Consider the following 15,140-nt stretch of genomic DNA (forward strand, 5'->3'; position numbering starts at 1 on the left):
AGAACTCTGCAGAGGGTCCGGGAGAGATATACCCCGATACCCTATTTTTCAAGCACGCAAGAGACGGCATGGCCATCGCCAAGGATAATCTCGTGATCGTGGAAGCGACACAGGGCATCGCGATGCGCCACACTGATAAAGGTGGTGTCTGGCAGCGTGAAAAGAAGGGCCTCGTAAAGACGGCGTTCATTCCCTTCGTCCAGCGCGGAGGTGGCCTCGTCCAGAAACAGGATTGCAGGGCGGAACAGGAGCGCTCTCGCCACGGCCAGACGCTGCTGCTCTCCGGGAGACAACACATCCCCCCACTCCGCGATTTCGTCCAGCCGAGGACTGTATGCCGCCAGATTCACGGCTTCCAGAGCCTTCTGGCAGAACGCCGTTTCATAACGGTCCGGCGTTGCGGGATAGCTCAGGGCCTGACGCAGGGTTCCGGGCGGCACATAGCTGCGCTGGGGCAGGAACATGGCCTGACGCATGTTGAAGGACACCGCCCCGCTCCCGTGACGCCACAAGCCGGCAAGGGCGCGCAGGAACGTGCTTTTTCCCGAACCTGACGGCCCGCGGACCAGCCAGCGCTCCCCGCTTTCCATCGTGATGGACCCGATTTCCGTAATCGGTTTTCCATCCGGCAGGCACAGCACAAGATCACAGATCTGGACCGTAGTGCTTTCAGATGCAGAGCGTTCGATCCCGCTCTGGGGCTGCTGGCTGACCACCCGCTCGAACTCACCCAGACGCTGCAGCACCGAACGCAGCGTCGCCAGATCCGCATAATTGAAAATGAACCATTCCAGACTGATCCGGACCTGCGTGTAGGCCGAATTGATCTGGGAATAGAGGCCGAAGGTCAGAGCATGGGCCATGGCTTTCGGCGCCAGCATCAGCCACAGCGGTACCGTTGCGATTCCGGTATAGATTTCGCCAATGAAATTGACCCGCCAGGTGTAACGCACGACGCTACGCCAGTTGGTGGCGATATGCGCCAGATAGCCGGACAGACGCAGATGCTCGGCCTCCTCGCCGCCATAAAAGGCGATCTGTTCGGAATTGCGCCGGATATCCATCAGCCCCGCACGCAGATCCGCGTCGAAATGCTGCTGCCGGTAATTCGCACCGATCAGAGGCGAGCCGAACCGCTCCAGAATCCCCGAGGCCGTCAGGGTCGTGATGACCGCACCCAGAAAAAGATAGCCGGGGATGTGGAAATGATGGCCGTGCCAGTCGAAAGACAATACCCCCCCCATGTTCCACAGAACGACGGCAAAGGAGAACAGCGTGGTCACGGCATCAATCGCATCCAGACCGAGCCTGAGCGTCTGGACTGTCATCTGCGACAGATCGTCCGCAATACGCTGATCTGGGTTATCCGCCCGGTTCGGCCCGTGTTCCAGGCGGTAATATGCCTCTTCCGACAGGTACTGCCGCAGATAGACACGCGTATTCCACAGACGCCAGCGCATGGACAGGACCTGCGTCAGATAGGTCTGCGTCACATGCACCGCAACAGAACCAACCGTCACTACTAGGTAAAGCGGCAGCATCCCCAGACAATGTGCGACCTGACCGGCAAAGAACGCATCGAAAAACCGGTGATACCAGGCCCCGAACCAGACGGCGGACTGAACGTAAAGCACGGACAGTCCGATGGTCCCCCCAGAAGGGACCAGGCCCACCATTTCTCTTCGGATTTCCAGTAGGGAAAAGGACTTTCCAGTCCGAAAGCGAATGTGGCGGGGTCGTTTGCTCAGTAGTTTGCACGAAGTGTGGCCATGAAGCTGCGGGGAGCGGCGGGGAAGTTGAACTGCCAGACGCCGCTGGCGCGCTCATAATAATAGCGGTTGGTCAGGTTTGTCGCGTTCAACTGCAGCTTCAGATGCCTGTTGATCCTGTAGCCGATCATGCTGTCCAGCGTCATGTAACCGCCCTGAACGGTCGTCGCATAACTGCCGCGCGGATTGCTGTTGGCATCAATGCCCGTACCGAAACTGAGCCCTTTCAGGCGTCCGTCCGGCACATTGTAATGCACCCAAGACTTGAACATGTGGTGTGGGGAATAGACTCCGCCGAAATCGCTGACCTTCGCGTCCGAGACCTTCGTATCCAGATAGGTATAGCCGATCGAGACATCGAGCTCCGGCAGGATCTCGCCATCGATCTGCGCTTCCCAGCCCTGACGCCGGATCGGTCCCGTGGTCATGTAGAACTGCGAATGATCCGGGTCCTGAACAGGCTGGTTCACGCTTTCCATCCGGAACAGCGCGGAAGAAATGTTCAGGCGGCCATGGAAATATTCCGCCTTGAAGCCGGTCTCGACCTGATTGCCTTCCTGCGGCTTCAGCCCGCCCCCGCGATAGGTCTGCCGACCGACCGAAGGCGTGAAGATGCTGGAATAGCTGGCATACCACGAGATGTTCGGCGTGATCTGATAGACCGTGCCCAGATACGGGGTGAGCTGGCCGCGAATGTCCGATGTCGTAGCCCATTCGCTCTTCGGGCCGGGCGAGACATACTGGAGCTTCTCGTAGAACCGCGACACACGGCCGCCGAGGATTAGCGAGAGATGCCGGATCAGTTCAAGACGGAGCTGTCCGTAAAAACCCCACTGATAGGCGTAGTCGTCCGTGCCGTAGCCATCCTCGCTCTGTTTGTAGTCAATGCAGTTCGCGGCCGGCGCCTTCACGACGCCCGTATTGTTGATGCTGACATTATTATAAATGGCATCGCAGTTGACGTTCGCATACTGCGTCAGCTGTTCGTAGGAATTGTAGTTGAAGCCGAACAGCGCATGATGCGTTCGGTTCAGAAGACGGAAATTGCCCTGGGCATACACATCCGCTGAGCGCGACGTGTTCTTGCCCCGCATCCCGACAATCCCGATATCCTGATACTGGAGCAGACCGGTATTCGCATCGATCGTCGTCCAGGGTTCATTATATAGCGTGTTGTAGTTCTGGTCATAGAACGTGGCGCGCGCGGTCGCCGTCCAGTCGCCCCAGAGCTTCTGAGTGAGGGACGCAATCGTCTGCTGCGTCATGTAGTTGCTGTAACCCCAGTTCTGGCTCGGATTGGCATCGCGTCCGCCATACCACAGCGTGTTTTCCGTCGTGACCGGCAGGCCGAAATATGGCGCCGTGATGTCCTGCTGCTGGGCTGCGTGAGACACAAGGAACGTGGTGGTCGGCGTGACGTCCCATTCCAGCGCGCCATAGGCCTGCCATTTGCGCGAATGGGAGTATTTGTAGAAATAGTCGTTGTCCTGAAACAGGTCGGCGGTCCGGAAGCGGAGCGTCTTCGACCGGTTCAGCGGAATGGTCATGTCCATATCGGCACGATAATTGTTGAAGCTGCCGACCATGGCGGAACCATCGACCGCGAAATCCCGGCCCGGCTTCTTCGTGACCTCGTTGACAACACCACCGGCGCCACCACCACCCTGCAACAGACCGGACGACCCACGCAGCACCTCGACCCGATCATACATGGACAGGTCGAAAGCCGCGTTGTTCAGCGTGCCGGACGCATCGGGCGTGCCGTCCACGGATGTCGTGAGCTGATAGCCCCGGGAATAGTAATTCGAATTGGCCGTAGAACCCGGCAAAACGCGGATTCCGTTGATCTGGCGCATGGCGTCCGCCATCGTCAGCATGTTGGAATCTTCCATGCGCTGCTGGGTGATGATCGAAACGGACTGCGGCACATCCTTGAGCGCCACGGGGCTCTTGCCCCAGGCTTCGACGGCAGGTGCGGTATAGGTGTGATTGCTCCCCAGAACCCGGATGTTTTCCACCCCGATCCCGTCCATATCCGCAGAGGATGCTGTTCCTGTCGCAGGTGTCGCAACAGGAAGCTTTACAGGCTTCTGAACAGAGACTGTGACAACGGGATGCGAATTGCAGGAAACCGGATGCGGCGTTCTGTGTGTGGCATGACAGACGGAGGGGTGATTTTTCGTCCGCTCTGCAACCGTGTCGGCCATGGCCGCAGGACAGGTTCCCGCCATCAGGCTGCCCCAGATCAGGGTATTGTAAGAAATGGCGGACAGGTTGAGCCGGCGGCGCACTGAAGAAGTGCCATGCTGTGTCATAGTGTCTGTCCTAGAGAGACATACTGGCGCCACGCAACATCCTGAGTCCTGAAAGCATCATTTAGTAACATGGGGCCGGTCAGGAAACGTCTCCAAACCCCATGTTTTCGACACCATCCTAACCGCAGCGGGCAAAATCTGGACCGTGTGCTGTTTTCATCATGCTACGAAATCCCTGAAAAAGAGCCCCCGCTCCATCCGCAGCTTTCATATACAAGATCAGGATATAGAATATATGTACTGACTCCGAAACATATTCGGCGGGTCTTTTTGCGTCCGGAAAAATAATCTTTCCCCATTCCCCTGCCGGGTATAGAATCCCGACAGATTCGAGCATTCGAATTACCCCGCCTCTTACCCCTGGTGAGACTTCTGATGGTCAGGACACATGCCCGGATCTGGATCGGCCTTCTGGCCTGCCTGCTGATGCAGGTCGGGCTGCTGCTTGGCACGTCCACCGCGCAGGCCCGGACTGAAGCGCCCCATCACATGATCATGGCGATGCACCACATGGTCCATCACCAGAAACCCGACAGCACGGACTGCTGCAGCACATCAGCCTTCCACGCGATCCCCCATTCCCAGCAGTCTTCCGGGGGCTGCTGCCATACGCATATGGTCTCGACCGAACCCATGCTGACCATGGCGTCCATCCAGCCTTCCGGTCCCGTCAGTCTGGCGGCACGGGCCTTTGCATCCGGACGGCATGACCGTTTCAGCGGTACGGACTGGATTCCGGCCTCTCCCCCACCGAAACTCCGCGCACTCTGACGCACGCCTGACAGGCGTGGACCCATCCTGCCGTCCAGTCCGGACAGCCGGGATCTGATCCTCTGTCATTTTCGCGGATTTTTCTCATGATTTTTCCGTCCCTCATCCGGGGCGGCCTGACACGACGACGTTTCGTAACGGGTCTCGGCGCAGGTGGCCTTCTGGCCACCCTGCCCCGCACCTCACAGGCGTCCTCGGCCAAGGCTTCTTCGGGTCTTATCCCGCCCATGCCGTCTGACCGGTGGCATCTGACGATCGGCCATACGCGCATCTCGCTCGACGGCAAGACCATGCACGCCCCGACCGCAGGCGGCACGGTGCCGGGGCCGATCCTGCGCTGGAAACAGGGCGATACCGTCAGCATCAGCGTCACCAATACGCTAGATGAGCCCACCTCGATCCACTGGCACGGGATCCGCACGCCCTCGAACATGGACGGCGTGCCGGGGCTGAGCTTCGGCGGCATCGCACCGGGCGAGACCTTCACCTATCGGTTCAAGCTCCATCAGAGCGGCACCTACTGGTATCACAGCCATTCCGGAATGCAGGAAGCAACAGGGCTGTATGGTGCGCTGGTCATCGATCCGCGCCGGCCGGACCCGAATGCCTGTGACCGCGATTACGTCATCTTTCTGGGCGAGTGGACGGATGTCATGCCCGATGACATCGTCAGCAACCTCAAGATGCAGGACGATTATTACGTCTTCCGCCAGCGCACGGCAGCGTCCTTTCCGAAGGAAGCGCACGAGGCCGGAAGCACCGGTGCCGCCCTCGCGAACCGTTTGGCGTGGTCCAAAATGCGCATGGCCGCGACCGACATCGCGGATGTCTCGGGCGCGATCTACACCTACACGCTGAACGGCCATGCCCCGGACATGAACTGGAGCGGCCTGTTCAAACCCGGCGAGAAAGTGCGCCTGCGCTTCATCAACGGCTCGACCATGACCTTCTTCGACATCCGGATTCCGGGGCTCGAAATGCTGGTCGTGCAGGCCGACGGCAACGATGTCGAACCCGTTCCCGTCGATGAATTCCGCATCGGCGTGGCGGAAACCTATGACGTGATCGTCCAGCCGAAGGACGAGCGTGCCTATGCCATTTTCGCCCAGAGCGAGGACCGGACCGGCTACGCACGCGGCACTCTCGCCCCGCGCGAGGGCATGATCGCCCCCCTGCCGCCAATGGACCCGCGCCCCGTCCGCACCATGGTCGATATGGGCATGGGGAACATGAAGCCCGGCGAAAGCATGAAGGACATGGACATGTCAGGCGATATGTCCGGCATGAAGATGGATGACGACATGGCCGGAATGGACATGCACGGCATGAATATGAACCACATGGCCATGCCGAAGATGGAAGTGGATGATCCCGGCCCGCCGCCCATCAATGTCGAAAACCAGATGCGCGCCATGATGCCGATCGACCGGACCGGCAGCCCCGGCGACGGTTTGGAAAACAACGGCCGCCGCGTCCTGAACTACAGACAGCTCCGCGCTACACGCCCCGGAGCAGATCTGAGGCCGCCGACGCGGGAGATCATCCTGCATCTGACCGGCAACATGGAACGCTATATCTGGGGCATGAACGGCCGGAAGTTCTCGGAATCCGGCCCGATCCGCCTCAAACTCGGCGAGCGCGTGCGCTTCACGCTCATCAACGACACCATGATGGAACACCCGATCCATCTGCATGGTCTGTGGAGCGAACTGGAAAACGGTCAGGGCGATTACCGCCCCTATAAGCACACCATTATTTCCCAGCCGGGCTCGAAGCTGAGCTATCTGGTGACGGCCGATACCCCCGGCATGTGGGCGTATCACTGCCACCTGATCTATCACATGGATCTGGGCATGTTCCGCACGGTGATCGTGGCATGAAACACGCCCTGTCCCTCGCGCTTCTGGCCCTCGCGGCCCTGTCCACCCTCGCCCTGTCCGGCACGGCCCGCGCCGTTCAGCCGACCTATCATGCCGCCGATGCGCCTGAGGCGACCCCCGTTGTCTATATCGGCAACATCATGCCCTCAATGGATCAGGGCACCTGGCTGCACGGCATCTTCAACGAGCTTGAGGGGCGCTATGCGCCCGGCGGTACCGATTTCCGCTGGGATGGCGAAGCCTGGTTCGGCGGCGATTACAACAAGATCTGGCTCAAATCCGAAGGCACGCTCGAAAAAGGCCGCCTGAGCGATGGCGACCACGAACTGCTCTATACACGCGCGATTTCGCCCTACTGGAACCTTCAGGGCGGCGTGCGGATGGACCTCGATGACGGCCCGACCCGCACTTGGGGGGCGTTCGGCATCGAAGGTCTGGCGCTGTACGAATTCGAGTTCGAGGCCACGGCCTATGTCAGCGATCGCGGGCGTTTCGCCGCCCGCATCGAGGGATCTTACGACTTTCTGCTCACCAACCGCCTGATCCTTCAGCCCCAGGCCGAATTCAACCTGTACACGAAATCCGATGCGGGACGTCAGGTAGGAGCAGGTCTGTCGGATGTCGATGCCGGTCTGCGCCTGCGATACGAACTCTGGCGGAAATTCGCCCCCTACGTGGCCGTAACCTACTCCGGATATCTTACTCAAGCCCGCCGGATCGCCCGTGACCAGCACGACGATACCGGTTCCGTCCGCTTCAGCCTCGGCGTTCGAAGCTGGTTCTGATCATCCCTGCCCAATCACGACGAAAACCGAAAGTCCGACATCATGCGCAAGAGCTTTCTCGCACTGACCGCCCTACTCGCCACCGGCACGGCTTATGCCGATCCGTCCATGCCGGGCATAGATATGAGCCACATGACCATGTCGCCAGCCAAAGCACAGGATCCGCTGGCCGGGCTGAGCATGGATCAGCAGATGGTCCTGTGCTCACATCTGCAGACCCTCAGCGAACAGAAAAGCACCCTGACGCCGAAGATGAAGCAGCAGCTCGCCGCCTGTCAGAAAATGAACACGGGCATGACGAATCAGCCCGCACCGGCCGAGACGCTGGACCGCTGAGCCCGCAGGCCGCCTAGCGCATCATCCGGCGGACGGCCTGGAGAAGCTCGTCAATCGCGTCTTCGCCGCCATCTTCCTGCACCGCCCGGCGCACACAGCCATTGGCGTGGGACGACAGGATCTGGATGGATACCCCGTCCAGCGCCGACTTGATCGCGGAAATCTGGGTCAGGATATCGACGCAGTAGCGGTCGTTCTCGATCATGTTGAGAACACCGCCAACCTGCCCTTCGATCCGGCGGATACGGTTCGTCAGGGCTTTCTTGCGGGGCTGTTCGACACGGCGGGCGTCATCGTCCAGCGGTACGCAGCTCTCGCAGATATCTGGTGCATGTTCTTTATGGGATAGTGCCATTACAGGATCCGCCCTCTGTCAGACATCCGAACGTAATATCATGGGTCCATGCTCGCCCATCCGGCGCCCACAGGCCGGTGTATGCCCCCCTGTGCCGGGAATTTCCAGTCTGGCGATATGGTCCCGGTGTTTCCAGATCGGAAAAAACCGAGTCCCGGCCGGAAAAGCCCGACCTGCCCTCACCTGAATGGCCCGGGCTTCCCTTCTGCTGCGGGCCGTTCTCCCGATATGAGTCGTTCTCACCACACGCTTCATAAAATTTATCATCAAAACCGGTGATTTCCCCGGCTGTGAAGCGGTCTTGATGCAAATCATTCTCACTCCCCTTCCCGGACGGACAGGATGCGCCTATCTAGGATAGAGGTCGGGGCCTGTGAGCCGCCGCCACATTCACCGGGGTACGGAACTGATGTTGTATCTGGATACACTGCCCAAGGGCGGACACGCCGTGATCGAGAAGATCGAACAGCGTGCGCCTCTGGACCCGATTGCCACACGTCTGGGAGAGCTGGGTTTTGTGCCCGGTGAAGCTGTGCAGGTGGTCGCGACCGGACCAATGGGCAGGGATCCGATTGCCGTACGTCTGGGGACGTCACGCTTTGCCCTGCGTCGTGGTGAAGCCGCCCGCGTGGGTCTGCGGGCTGTTTCCTGACCTCCATGAATTCGACAGCGTCCGCGCAGACACCCGCTTCAAGCCTGCATATCGCCCTTGTCGGAAATCCGAACTGCGGCAAGACCTCCCTGTTCAACCAACTGACGGGAAGCCGGCAGAAGGTCGCGAACTATGCGGGTGTGACGGTCGAGCGCAAGGAAGGGTTCTTCACAACGCCCAACGGCCGCGCGATCCGCGTGCTGGACCTGCCGGGCGCCTATAGTCTTGATTCGACCAGCCCGGATGAGGACGTCACACGCGATGTCTGTCTGGGCCGTCACCCGAGCGAACCACAGCCCCAGATGCTCGTGGCCGTCATTTCCGCCACCAATCTGCGGCTGCATCTGCGCTTCCTGCTCGAATTGAAGCAGCTTGGCCTGCCTGTCATCGTCGCGCTGAACATGATGGATGAGGCCCGGCGCAACTGCCTCAAAATTGACGTTGCGGGTTTGCAGGCCGATCTGGGCATGCCGATCGTGCCGGTCGTGAGCCTGAACCGCGCAGGCGTCATACCGCTTCTTCAGGCACTCGATCTGCCTCTTCCCGCCCCGCCAGCCCCACTCCCGGCGGGGATTGATCCCCATATGGAAGTGCGGCGCCTACTGGCGGCTTATGTCGTCGATCCGTCCACCGGAAAGGACCGCCTGACCGACCGGCTGGACCGCGTCTTCCTGCATCCCGTCTGGGGCCCGGTCATTCTGCTGGTCGTGCTGTTCGTCATGTTCCAGACGGTCTTTGCATGGGCACAACCGCTTATGGACGGGCTGGATAGTGGGATTTCGACCTTCGGGCAGATCGTCCTCAAGCCCCTGCCGGATGGCATCCTGCACAGCCTGCTGGCCGATGGTGTGATTGCGGGTGCGGGCACGGTTATCGTGTTCCTGCCGCAGATCCTCATCCTGTTCCTGTGGATTCTGGCCCTTGAGGAATCCGGCTATCTGCCTCGCGCCGCCTTCCTGCTGGACCGGCTCATGGCACTGGCCGGGCTGAGCGGCCGGTCCTTCATTCCCCTGCTGTCGAGCTTTGCCTGCGCCATTCCGGGCATCATGGCGGCCCGGACCATCCAGAACCCGCGGGACCGTTTGGTCACGATCCTGATCGCGCCGCTCATGACCTGCTCGGCGCGTCTGCCGGTCTATACGCTGCTGATCGGGGCGTTCGTGCCGCATCGGACCGTGCTGGGGATTTTCGGGCTTCAGGGGTTGGTGCTGTTCGGGCTCTATGCCGTGGCTATCGTCAGCGGTGTGATCGCCGCGCGTGTCATGACACGCGGCGTGAAGTCCGAAGAGCATCCGCTGCTGCTCGAACTGCCGCCCTATCGCCGCCCGAACCTCAAGAGCCTGGCACTCGGCCTGTGGCAGCGCGCGGTGATGTTCCTCTCCCGTGTGGGCACGATTATCGTCTCGCTGAACGTGCTGCTCTGGGCGCTGTCGAGCTTCCCGCTGCCGCCCGCTGGCGCTCCGGGGGCAGCCATCGATTACAGTCTGGCCGGACGCATCGGCCATCTGATGCAGTGGGTATTCGCGCCCATTGGCTTCAACTGGCAGATCTGCGTCTCGCTGATCCCCGGCCTTGCGGCGCGTGAGGTGGCCGTCAGTGCACTGGCGACCGTCTATGCCATCGGGGCCACGGATGACGGCGCGGCCGACAAGCTCCTGCCGCTGCTCTCGACGCAGTGGAGCATGGCCACCGCGTTTTCGCTGCTGGCCTGGTATGTCTATGCGCCGCAATGCATTTCCACGCTGGCTGTCATGCGGCGGGAAACCGGATCGATCAAAACCGTTCTATGGGCTGCGGCGTATCTGTTTGGACTGGCCTATCTGGCGGCGTTCCTGACCTATCACATCACCCGCGCCATTACGGGAGTTCCCTGATGATCGAAGTTGCTGTTGCCCTGCTGATCGTCTGCGCAGCCGCGGTTTACTGGTATGCGCGTCTCTTTCCCGAAGGGTGGGGCCGCCTGCGCACGGCCGTGGGCTTCGCCCCTGCACCGCAACCCACCATCGGCAAGGGCTGCGGCGGCTGCACGGGCTGTGATCGCTCCGGCAAGGGCGGCTGCCACTAAGGCAACCGCCCTGCGGGATCAGGCCCTCTGAAGGCCCGGATTACCGCGCTCGACGGCAAAGCTGGCATAGGTAGACAGTGCACCATCGCGCACCATGACCCGGTCGATGATTTTCAGATCGGCATGCCACACATCCGGCCCCACATCACACAGCACATAACCGCGCTTGTCCGTCGTGGCCTTCAGATGCGGATTTTCGCTGCGGGCAATCCGGCTGAAATGATCATCATCGCCAAGACCGTCCGCGCCGGATGAAATGGACGTCGCCAGGAACTCGACCGAGACCGGCTTGCCCCGTCCCGGTTCGACCAGCAGGTCTCCAGCGAAATGCCGGTGCGCGTCTCCGGTCACGTTGACCACGTTGCCGGGGCAGTGCGTGCCTATGAAATCCAGCAGGCGCTTACGGCTGTAGAGATAGCCCGACCATTGATCCATGCTGTAGGTCAGTTCGGCATGGGCGGATTTGCGATGCGCCAGATCCATGATCATCACCTGATGCGCCAGCAGGTTCCACTTCGCATCCGACCGGCCCAGCCCATCGAACAACCACTGCTCCTGCTGCGCGCCCATCATGGTGCGCTCGGGCGACCAGACATCCCTGCCCTGCGCCGCATTCGTATCCCCGTAAGCCTGATCGCTGCGATACTGGCGCGTATCCAACACGAACATGTTCATCAGGTCGCCAAAGCGGAAGCTGCGATAAAGCTGCATGTGGCTGCCATCGGGAATGGACGTCGCCCGCAGCGGCATGTTCTCGTAATAGGCCTGTAGCCCCGAAGCCCGGCGCAGACGGAAAATCTCCGGCGGCGTGCCGTCCTGATCCGTATCCCCGGCCCAGTTATTGTCGATCTCGTGGTCGTCAAAGCTGCCGATCCAGGACGTCGCCGCATGGGCGGCCTGAAGATCCGGGTCCATTTTATACTGGGCATAACGTCGGCGATATTCGTCCAGCGAATAACATTCCGGCCCGACATGACGACGCAGGACATGGGCCTTGTGACCGTCGATTTCGCGCAGGCGATCGCCGCTGTCCGGGCCTTCGTAAATGTAGTCGCCATAGTGGAACACGAAGTCGATCGGCTCGTCCGCGATGGCACGCCAGGCGGTGTAGTAGCCGTACTCGTAATGCTGGCAGCCGGCTGCGGCAAAGCGCACCCGCGACAGCGGCGCACCTGGCAGCGGCAGTGTGCGCCCGCGGCCAGTGGGGCTTTCATAGCCTGCGATATGGAAGCGGTACCAGTACGGACGGTCCGGCTTCAGACCCGCGACTTCGACATGCACCGAATGGCCAAGCTCGGGATGCGCCAGCGTCTGTCCGCTCTGCACGGGTTTCGAGAAACTCTCGTCCTCGCTGACCTCCCAGTTCACCAGAACCGGCTTGAGGACTTCCATGCCCCCTGCCTCTTCCAGCGGGTTCGGCGCCAGTCGCGTCCAGAGCACTAACCCGTCGGATGCCGGATCACCGGAAGCCACACCGAGCTGGAACGGAGACGTCTTGAAGCTCGGGTTCTTTTCCAGATCGCGCGGGACGGCGGCCCGCAGGGCACAGACGCGCGTGGACAGGAGAAGACCCGCACCAAGGCCGGTCAGCAGGCTTCTACGTTTCATGAATACCATGCAGCAGTTCTTTCCTACAGAGCCGGGCTCGCAGCGGAACCGGACTCCCAGAAGTCTTGGGATACATACCTTCCATTCTGTGGACACATGGAACGGGGTTTTGCCCACTCCCCGAAGCCGCATTTCATGAAACTGTCACGAATGCGACCGTGCGAACCGGCTAAACGCAGGTCTGACGCTATCCGGATAGATGCTTTGAAATGGTGCTGGTCTGAGGCTTTTCCGTTTTGAAAATCTTTCGGAAAATACGGAAAAGTTCCCCGAACGGTTCTTGTGCCGCCCTCTGAGAGCTGACCAGTGGGATTGGTTTCGAAAGAGTCCCGCGCCGCAGCTCCCCTCTCCCACATCAGTTCACGCAGTCGTGAAAATCTTAATTTTCCCGATCTTCCTGATCGGACCGTCTTTCTGCGGAGTGCAGGTTTTCTGGGGGTGCCGCTGCATGCATCCATCCTGACACCGCGGCGTTTTCCATTGCGTGACAGTCCTCCAGGCAGGGACGATACCGGTGTGTCGTTTGATTGCTGGAAAGTGAAGGCCTATGTCTCACCCTGTCATGTCGTCACAGTCGTGACCGGATAAGCCGTAAGAGAATGGGATCACTTCATGAAACTTCTGGCCGTTCACCCAAGTGCCCTGATGTACACGCGCGTGTTCCTGCGGCTGGAACCACTTGGGCTTGAACTTGTTGCGGGCGCTGCACGCAATGAAGGACATGATGTTCAGATCATCGACCTGCAGGTCGAGAGCCATGAAGACTACTGGAAGCGTCTCGCTGACTTCAAACCGGATGCGATCTGCTTTTCAGGAAGCTATCTGGCGAACATTCCCGAGATCCTCGACCTGTGCAAGGAAACGAAACAGCGGATGCCCGGGAAGTTCATCTTCGTGGGCGGTCACTCGGTGTCCTTCATTGCACCTGACGTGCTCCAGCTTTCCGAAGGCGCCATCGACTGCATCCTGAAGGGTGAAGGCGATGCGACGGTCGGTTTGCTGCTGGAAGCCATCGAAAAGAAGACGGACCTGCTGAAGGTTCCCGGTGCCATCACAGTGGATGGCGAAGGCCCGCCGCCGATCTTCGTAAGTGGCCTTCGTTCATCAGGAACATGGCATGGCCATCGCGGACGAGATCAAGAAGCGCGGCATCAAGAAGGAATACTATCTTGAAACCCGCGCGGACGTGCTGCTGCGCAACAAGGAAGTTTTCAAGACCTGGAGCGAAATCGGGCTGACCTATATCTTCATCGGGCTTGAAGCCGTGGATGAGGAAGGGCTCAAGCAGTTCCGCAAGCGCGTGTCGCTGGATGCCAATTTCGAGGCGCTGGAATATGCCCGCTCGCTCGGTCTGACGGTTGCGATCAACATCATCGCCGATCCGTCCTGGACCCGCGAACGCTTCGAGGCTGTGCGCCAGTGGTGCCTCGAAATCCCGGATATCGTGAACATCTCTGTCACGACGCCCTATCCCGGCACCGAGATCTGGCACCGTGAGGCCCGGCGCCTGACGACGCGCGACTATCGCCTGTTCGACATCCAGCACGCTGTCCTGCCGACCACCCTGCCCTTGCCCGAGTTCTACAAGGAACTGGTCAAGACGCAGCAGGTGCTCAATACCAAGCACATGGGCTGGGAAGCACTGAAGGGCACGGTTGGGATTGCGACGCGTCTGCTGCTGCACGGACAGACGAACTTCGTGAAAATGCTTTGGAAGTTCAATTCTGTCTTCAATCCGAAGCTCCAGCTCTCCGATCACATGCGCAAGCCGCGCTACGAAATGCCGGTCCAGCCGGATGTCGTGGACAAGATCGACCGCAAGGCGCTTTACGTCCATGGTCCCGGCGGTCGCCGGACGCGCGCACTGGACGATGCGACCGAGGGCTTCGTGGACAAGACCCGTATGGGCGCGGAAGCCGCCGCCGCGGAGTAAGAGTCAGGACGACGGCAGAAGCGGGCTGAGGCGCCAGACGTTTTCGGACGCCGGGCATCGGCCTTTCAGCCCGCCTTCGACCGCCCGGCTTTCCAGAAGCGTGAAAGCATAAGCCTGACCGTAACATTCGCGCAGAAACGCTTCGCCGACGGAAAAGGGCGGCCCTTTCAGGCAGGACTGATCGTAATCCAGCGTGACCAGCAGTTCGGGCACCAGACCGGTCAGGGACAGGAGATGCGCCGCATAGGCCCGGCGCAGGTCTTCTGGCAGGGCGATCAGCGCGGCGCGGTCATAGATGCCGTCCATCGGGCCGAGCAGATCAGGCGTCAGGTCGAAAATATTGCCGGCGAAAATGCGGATGGTCCCGGCGGAAAAACAGCGTAATGGCCCTGCGTCTGCAATGTCGGGCGTGAGGCCGAGATCGCTGAAGAACCGGTGCACGGCGATATTGCTCAGTTCGCATCCAGTCACGTGAAGGCCCTGCCCCGCCAGCCAGACCATGTCCTGGCTCATGCCGCACAGAGGCACGAAAATCCGCGCTTCAGCCGGAAGCTCCAGTGCCGTGATGTGACGGGTCAGGAGCGGATTGGCCTGCGGTTCATGAAAGCCTGTCTCGCCGCGTTCCCATTTTTCCTGCCAGAAAACGGCATTCGATTTTGCGTCCATAAGTC

At 60.4% G+C, this 15,140-nt stretch carries 11 protein-coding genes and 2 pseudogenes; 8 read left to right on the top strand and 5 right to left on the bottom strand.

The window, feature by feature from the left end; genetic code table 11:
• Positions 1–41 precede the first annotated feature (41 nt).
• Positions 42–1,758, bottom strand: a pseudogene (locus ACJ2A4_RS06445) (ABC transporter ATP-binding protein/permease).
• Positions 1,745–3,802, bottom strand: a complete 2,058-nt coding sequence (locus ACJ2A4_RS06450) for a TonB-dependent siderophore receptor (RefSeq protein ID WP_408874115.1) — start codon at positions 3,800–3,802, stop codon at positions 1,745–1,747. The pseudogene ACJ2A4_RS06445 and the gene ACJ2A4_RS06450 overlap by 14 nt, the downstream one beginning before the upstream one ends.
• A gap of 657 nt (positions 3,803–4,459) precedes the next feature.
• Between ACJ2A4_RS06450 and ACJ2A4_RS06455 the strand changes: the two genes are divergently transcribed.
• From ACJ2A4_RS06455 to ACJ2A4_RS06470, 4 genes are all read left to right on the top strand, one after another.
• Entirely contained in the window at positions 4,460–4,855 is a 396-nt protein-coding gene (locus tag ACJ2A4_RS06455; RefSeq protein WP_408872196.1) for a hypothetical protein, read from the top strand.
• 86 nt (positions 4,856–4,941) lie between these two features.
• The gene (locus ACJ2A4_RS06460) at positions 4,942–6,735 is read left to right on the top strand and encodes a copper resistance system multicopper oxidase (protein WP_408872197.1); all 1,794 of its coding nucleotides are present in this window, start codon (positions 4,942–4,944) and stop codon (positions 6,733–6,735) included.
• Entirely contained in the window at positions 6,732–7,520 is a 789-nt protein-coding gene (locus tag ACJ2A4_RS06465; RefSeq protein ID WP_408872198.1) for a copper resistance protein B, read from the top strand. The genes ACJ2A4_RS06460 and ACJ2A4_RS06465 overlap by 4 nt, the downstream gene beginning before the upstream one ends.
• 42 nt (positions 7,521–7,562) lie before the next feature.
• Positions 7,563–7,856, top strand: a complete 294-nt coding sequence (locus tag ACJ2A4_RS06470) for a hypothetical protein (protein WP_408872199.1) — start codon at positions 7,563–7,565, stop codon at positions 7,854–7,856.
• 13 nt (positions 7,857–7,869) lie between these two features.
• On the opposite strand, the gene ACJ2A4_RS06475 is transcribed toward ACJ2A4_RS06470, so the two are convergent.
• Positions 7,870–8,211 carry a metal-sensitive transcriptional regulator gene (locus ACJ2A4_RS06475; RefSeq protein WP_408872200.1) on the bottom strand — a complete coding sequence of 114 codons (342 nt, stop codon included), beginning with the start codon at positions 8,209–8,211 and terminating at the stop codon, positions 7,870–7,872.
• Between the two features lie 409 nt (positions 8,212–8,620).
• Between ACJ2A4_RS06475 and ACJ2A4_RS06480 the strand changes: the two genes are divergently transcribed.
• From ACJ2A4_RS06480 to ACJ2A4_RS06490, 3 genes are read left to right on the top strand one after another with little or no spacing between them, the layout of a single operon-like run.
• Positions 8,621–8,863 carry a FeoA family protein gene (locus ACJ2A4_RS06480; protein ID WP_083541272.1) on the top strand — a complete coding sequence of 81 codons (243 nt, stop codon included), beginning with the start codon at positions 8,621–8,623 and terminating at the stop codon, positions 8,861–8,863.
• Positions 8,864–8,868: 5 nt separating this feature from the next.
• The gene (locus tag ACJ2A4_RS06485; protein ID WP_408872201.1) at positions 8,869–10,737 is read left to right on the top strand and encodes a ferrous iron transporter B; all 1,869 of its coding nucleotides are present in this window, start codon (positions 8,869–8,871) and stop codon (positions 10,735–10,737) included.
• The gene (locus ACJ2A4_RS06490) at positions 10,737–10,928 is read left to right on the top strand and encodes a hypothetical protein (protein WP_408872202.1); all 192 of its coding nucleotides are present in this window, start codon (positions 10,737–10,739) and stop codon (positions 10,926–10,928) included. Before ACJ2A4_RS06485 ends, ACJ2A4_RS06490 begins: the two co-directional genes overlap by 1 nt.
• Before the next feature lie 18 nt (positions 10,929–10,946).
• On the opposite strand, the gene ACJ2A4_RS06495 is transcribed toward ACJ2A4_RS06490, so the two are convergent.
• Positions 10,947–12,545: an alkaline phosphatase D family protein gene (locus tag ACJ2A4_RS06495; RefSeq protein WP_408872203.1), complete on the bottom strand. Its 1,599-nt coding sequence runs from the start codon at positions 12,543–12,545 to the stop codon at positions 10,947–10,949.
• A gap of 603 nt (positions 12,546–13,148) precedes the next feature.
• On the opposite strand from ACJ2A4_RS06495, the pseudogene ACJ2A4_RS06500 reads away from it, so the two are divergent.
• Positions 13,149–14,469 (top strand): annotated as a pseudogene (locus ACJ2A4_RS06500) (B12-binding domain-containing radical SAM protein).
• Between the two features lie 3 nt (positions 14,470–14,472).
• Here ACJ2A4_RS06500 and tmpT read toward each other — a convergent pair.
• Positions 14,473–15,135 (bottom strand): thiopurine S-methyltransferase, encoded by a 663-nt coding sequence (gene tmpT / locus ACJ2A4_RS06505; protein ID WP_408874116.1) that lies wholly within the window; start codon positions 15,133–15,135, stop codon positions 14,473–14,475.
• Positions 15,136–15,140 lie beyond the last annotated feature (5 nt).

The organism is Gluconobacter roseus, from assembly GCF_046058915.1.
In the GTDB taxonomy this organism is placed as follows: Bacteria; Pseudomonadota; Alphaproteobacteria; order Acetobacterales; family Acetobacteraceae; genus Gluconobacter; species Gluconobacter roseus_A.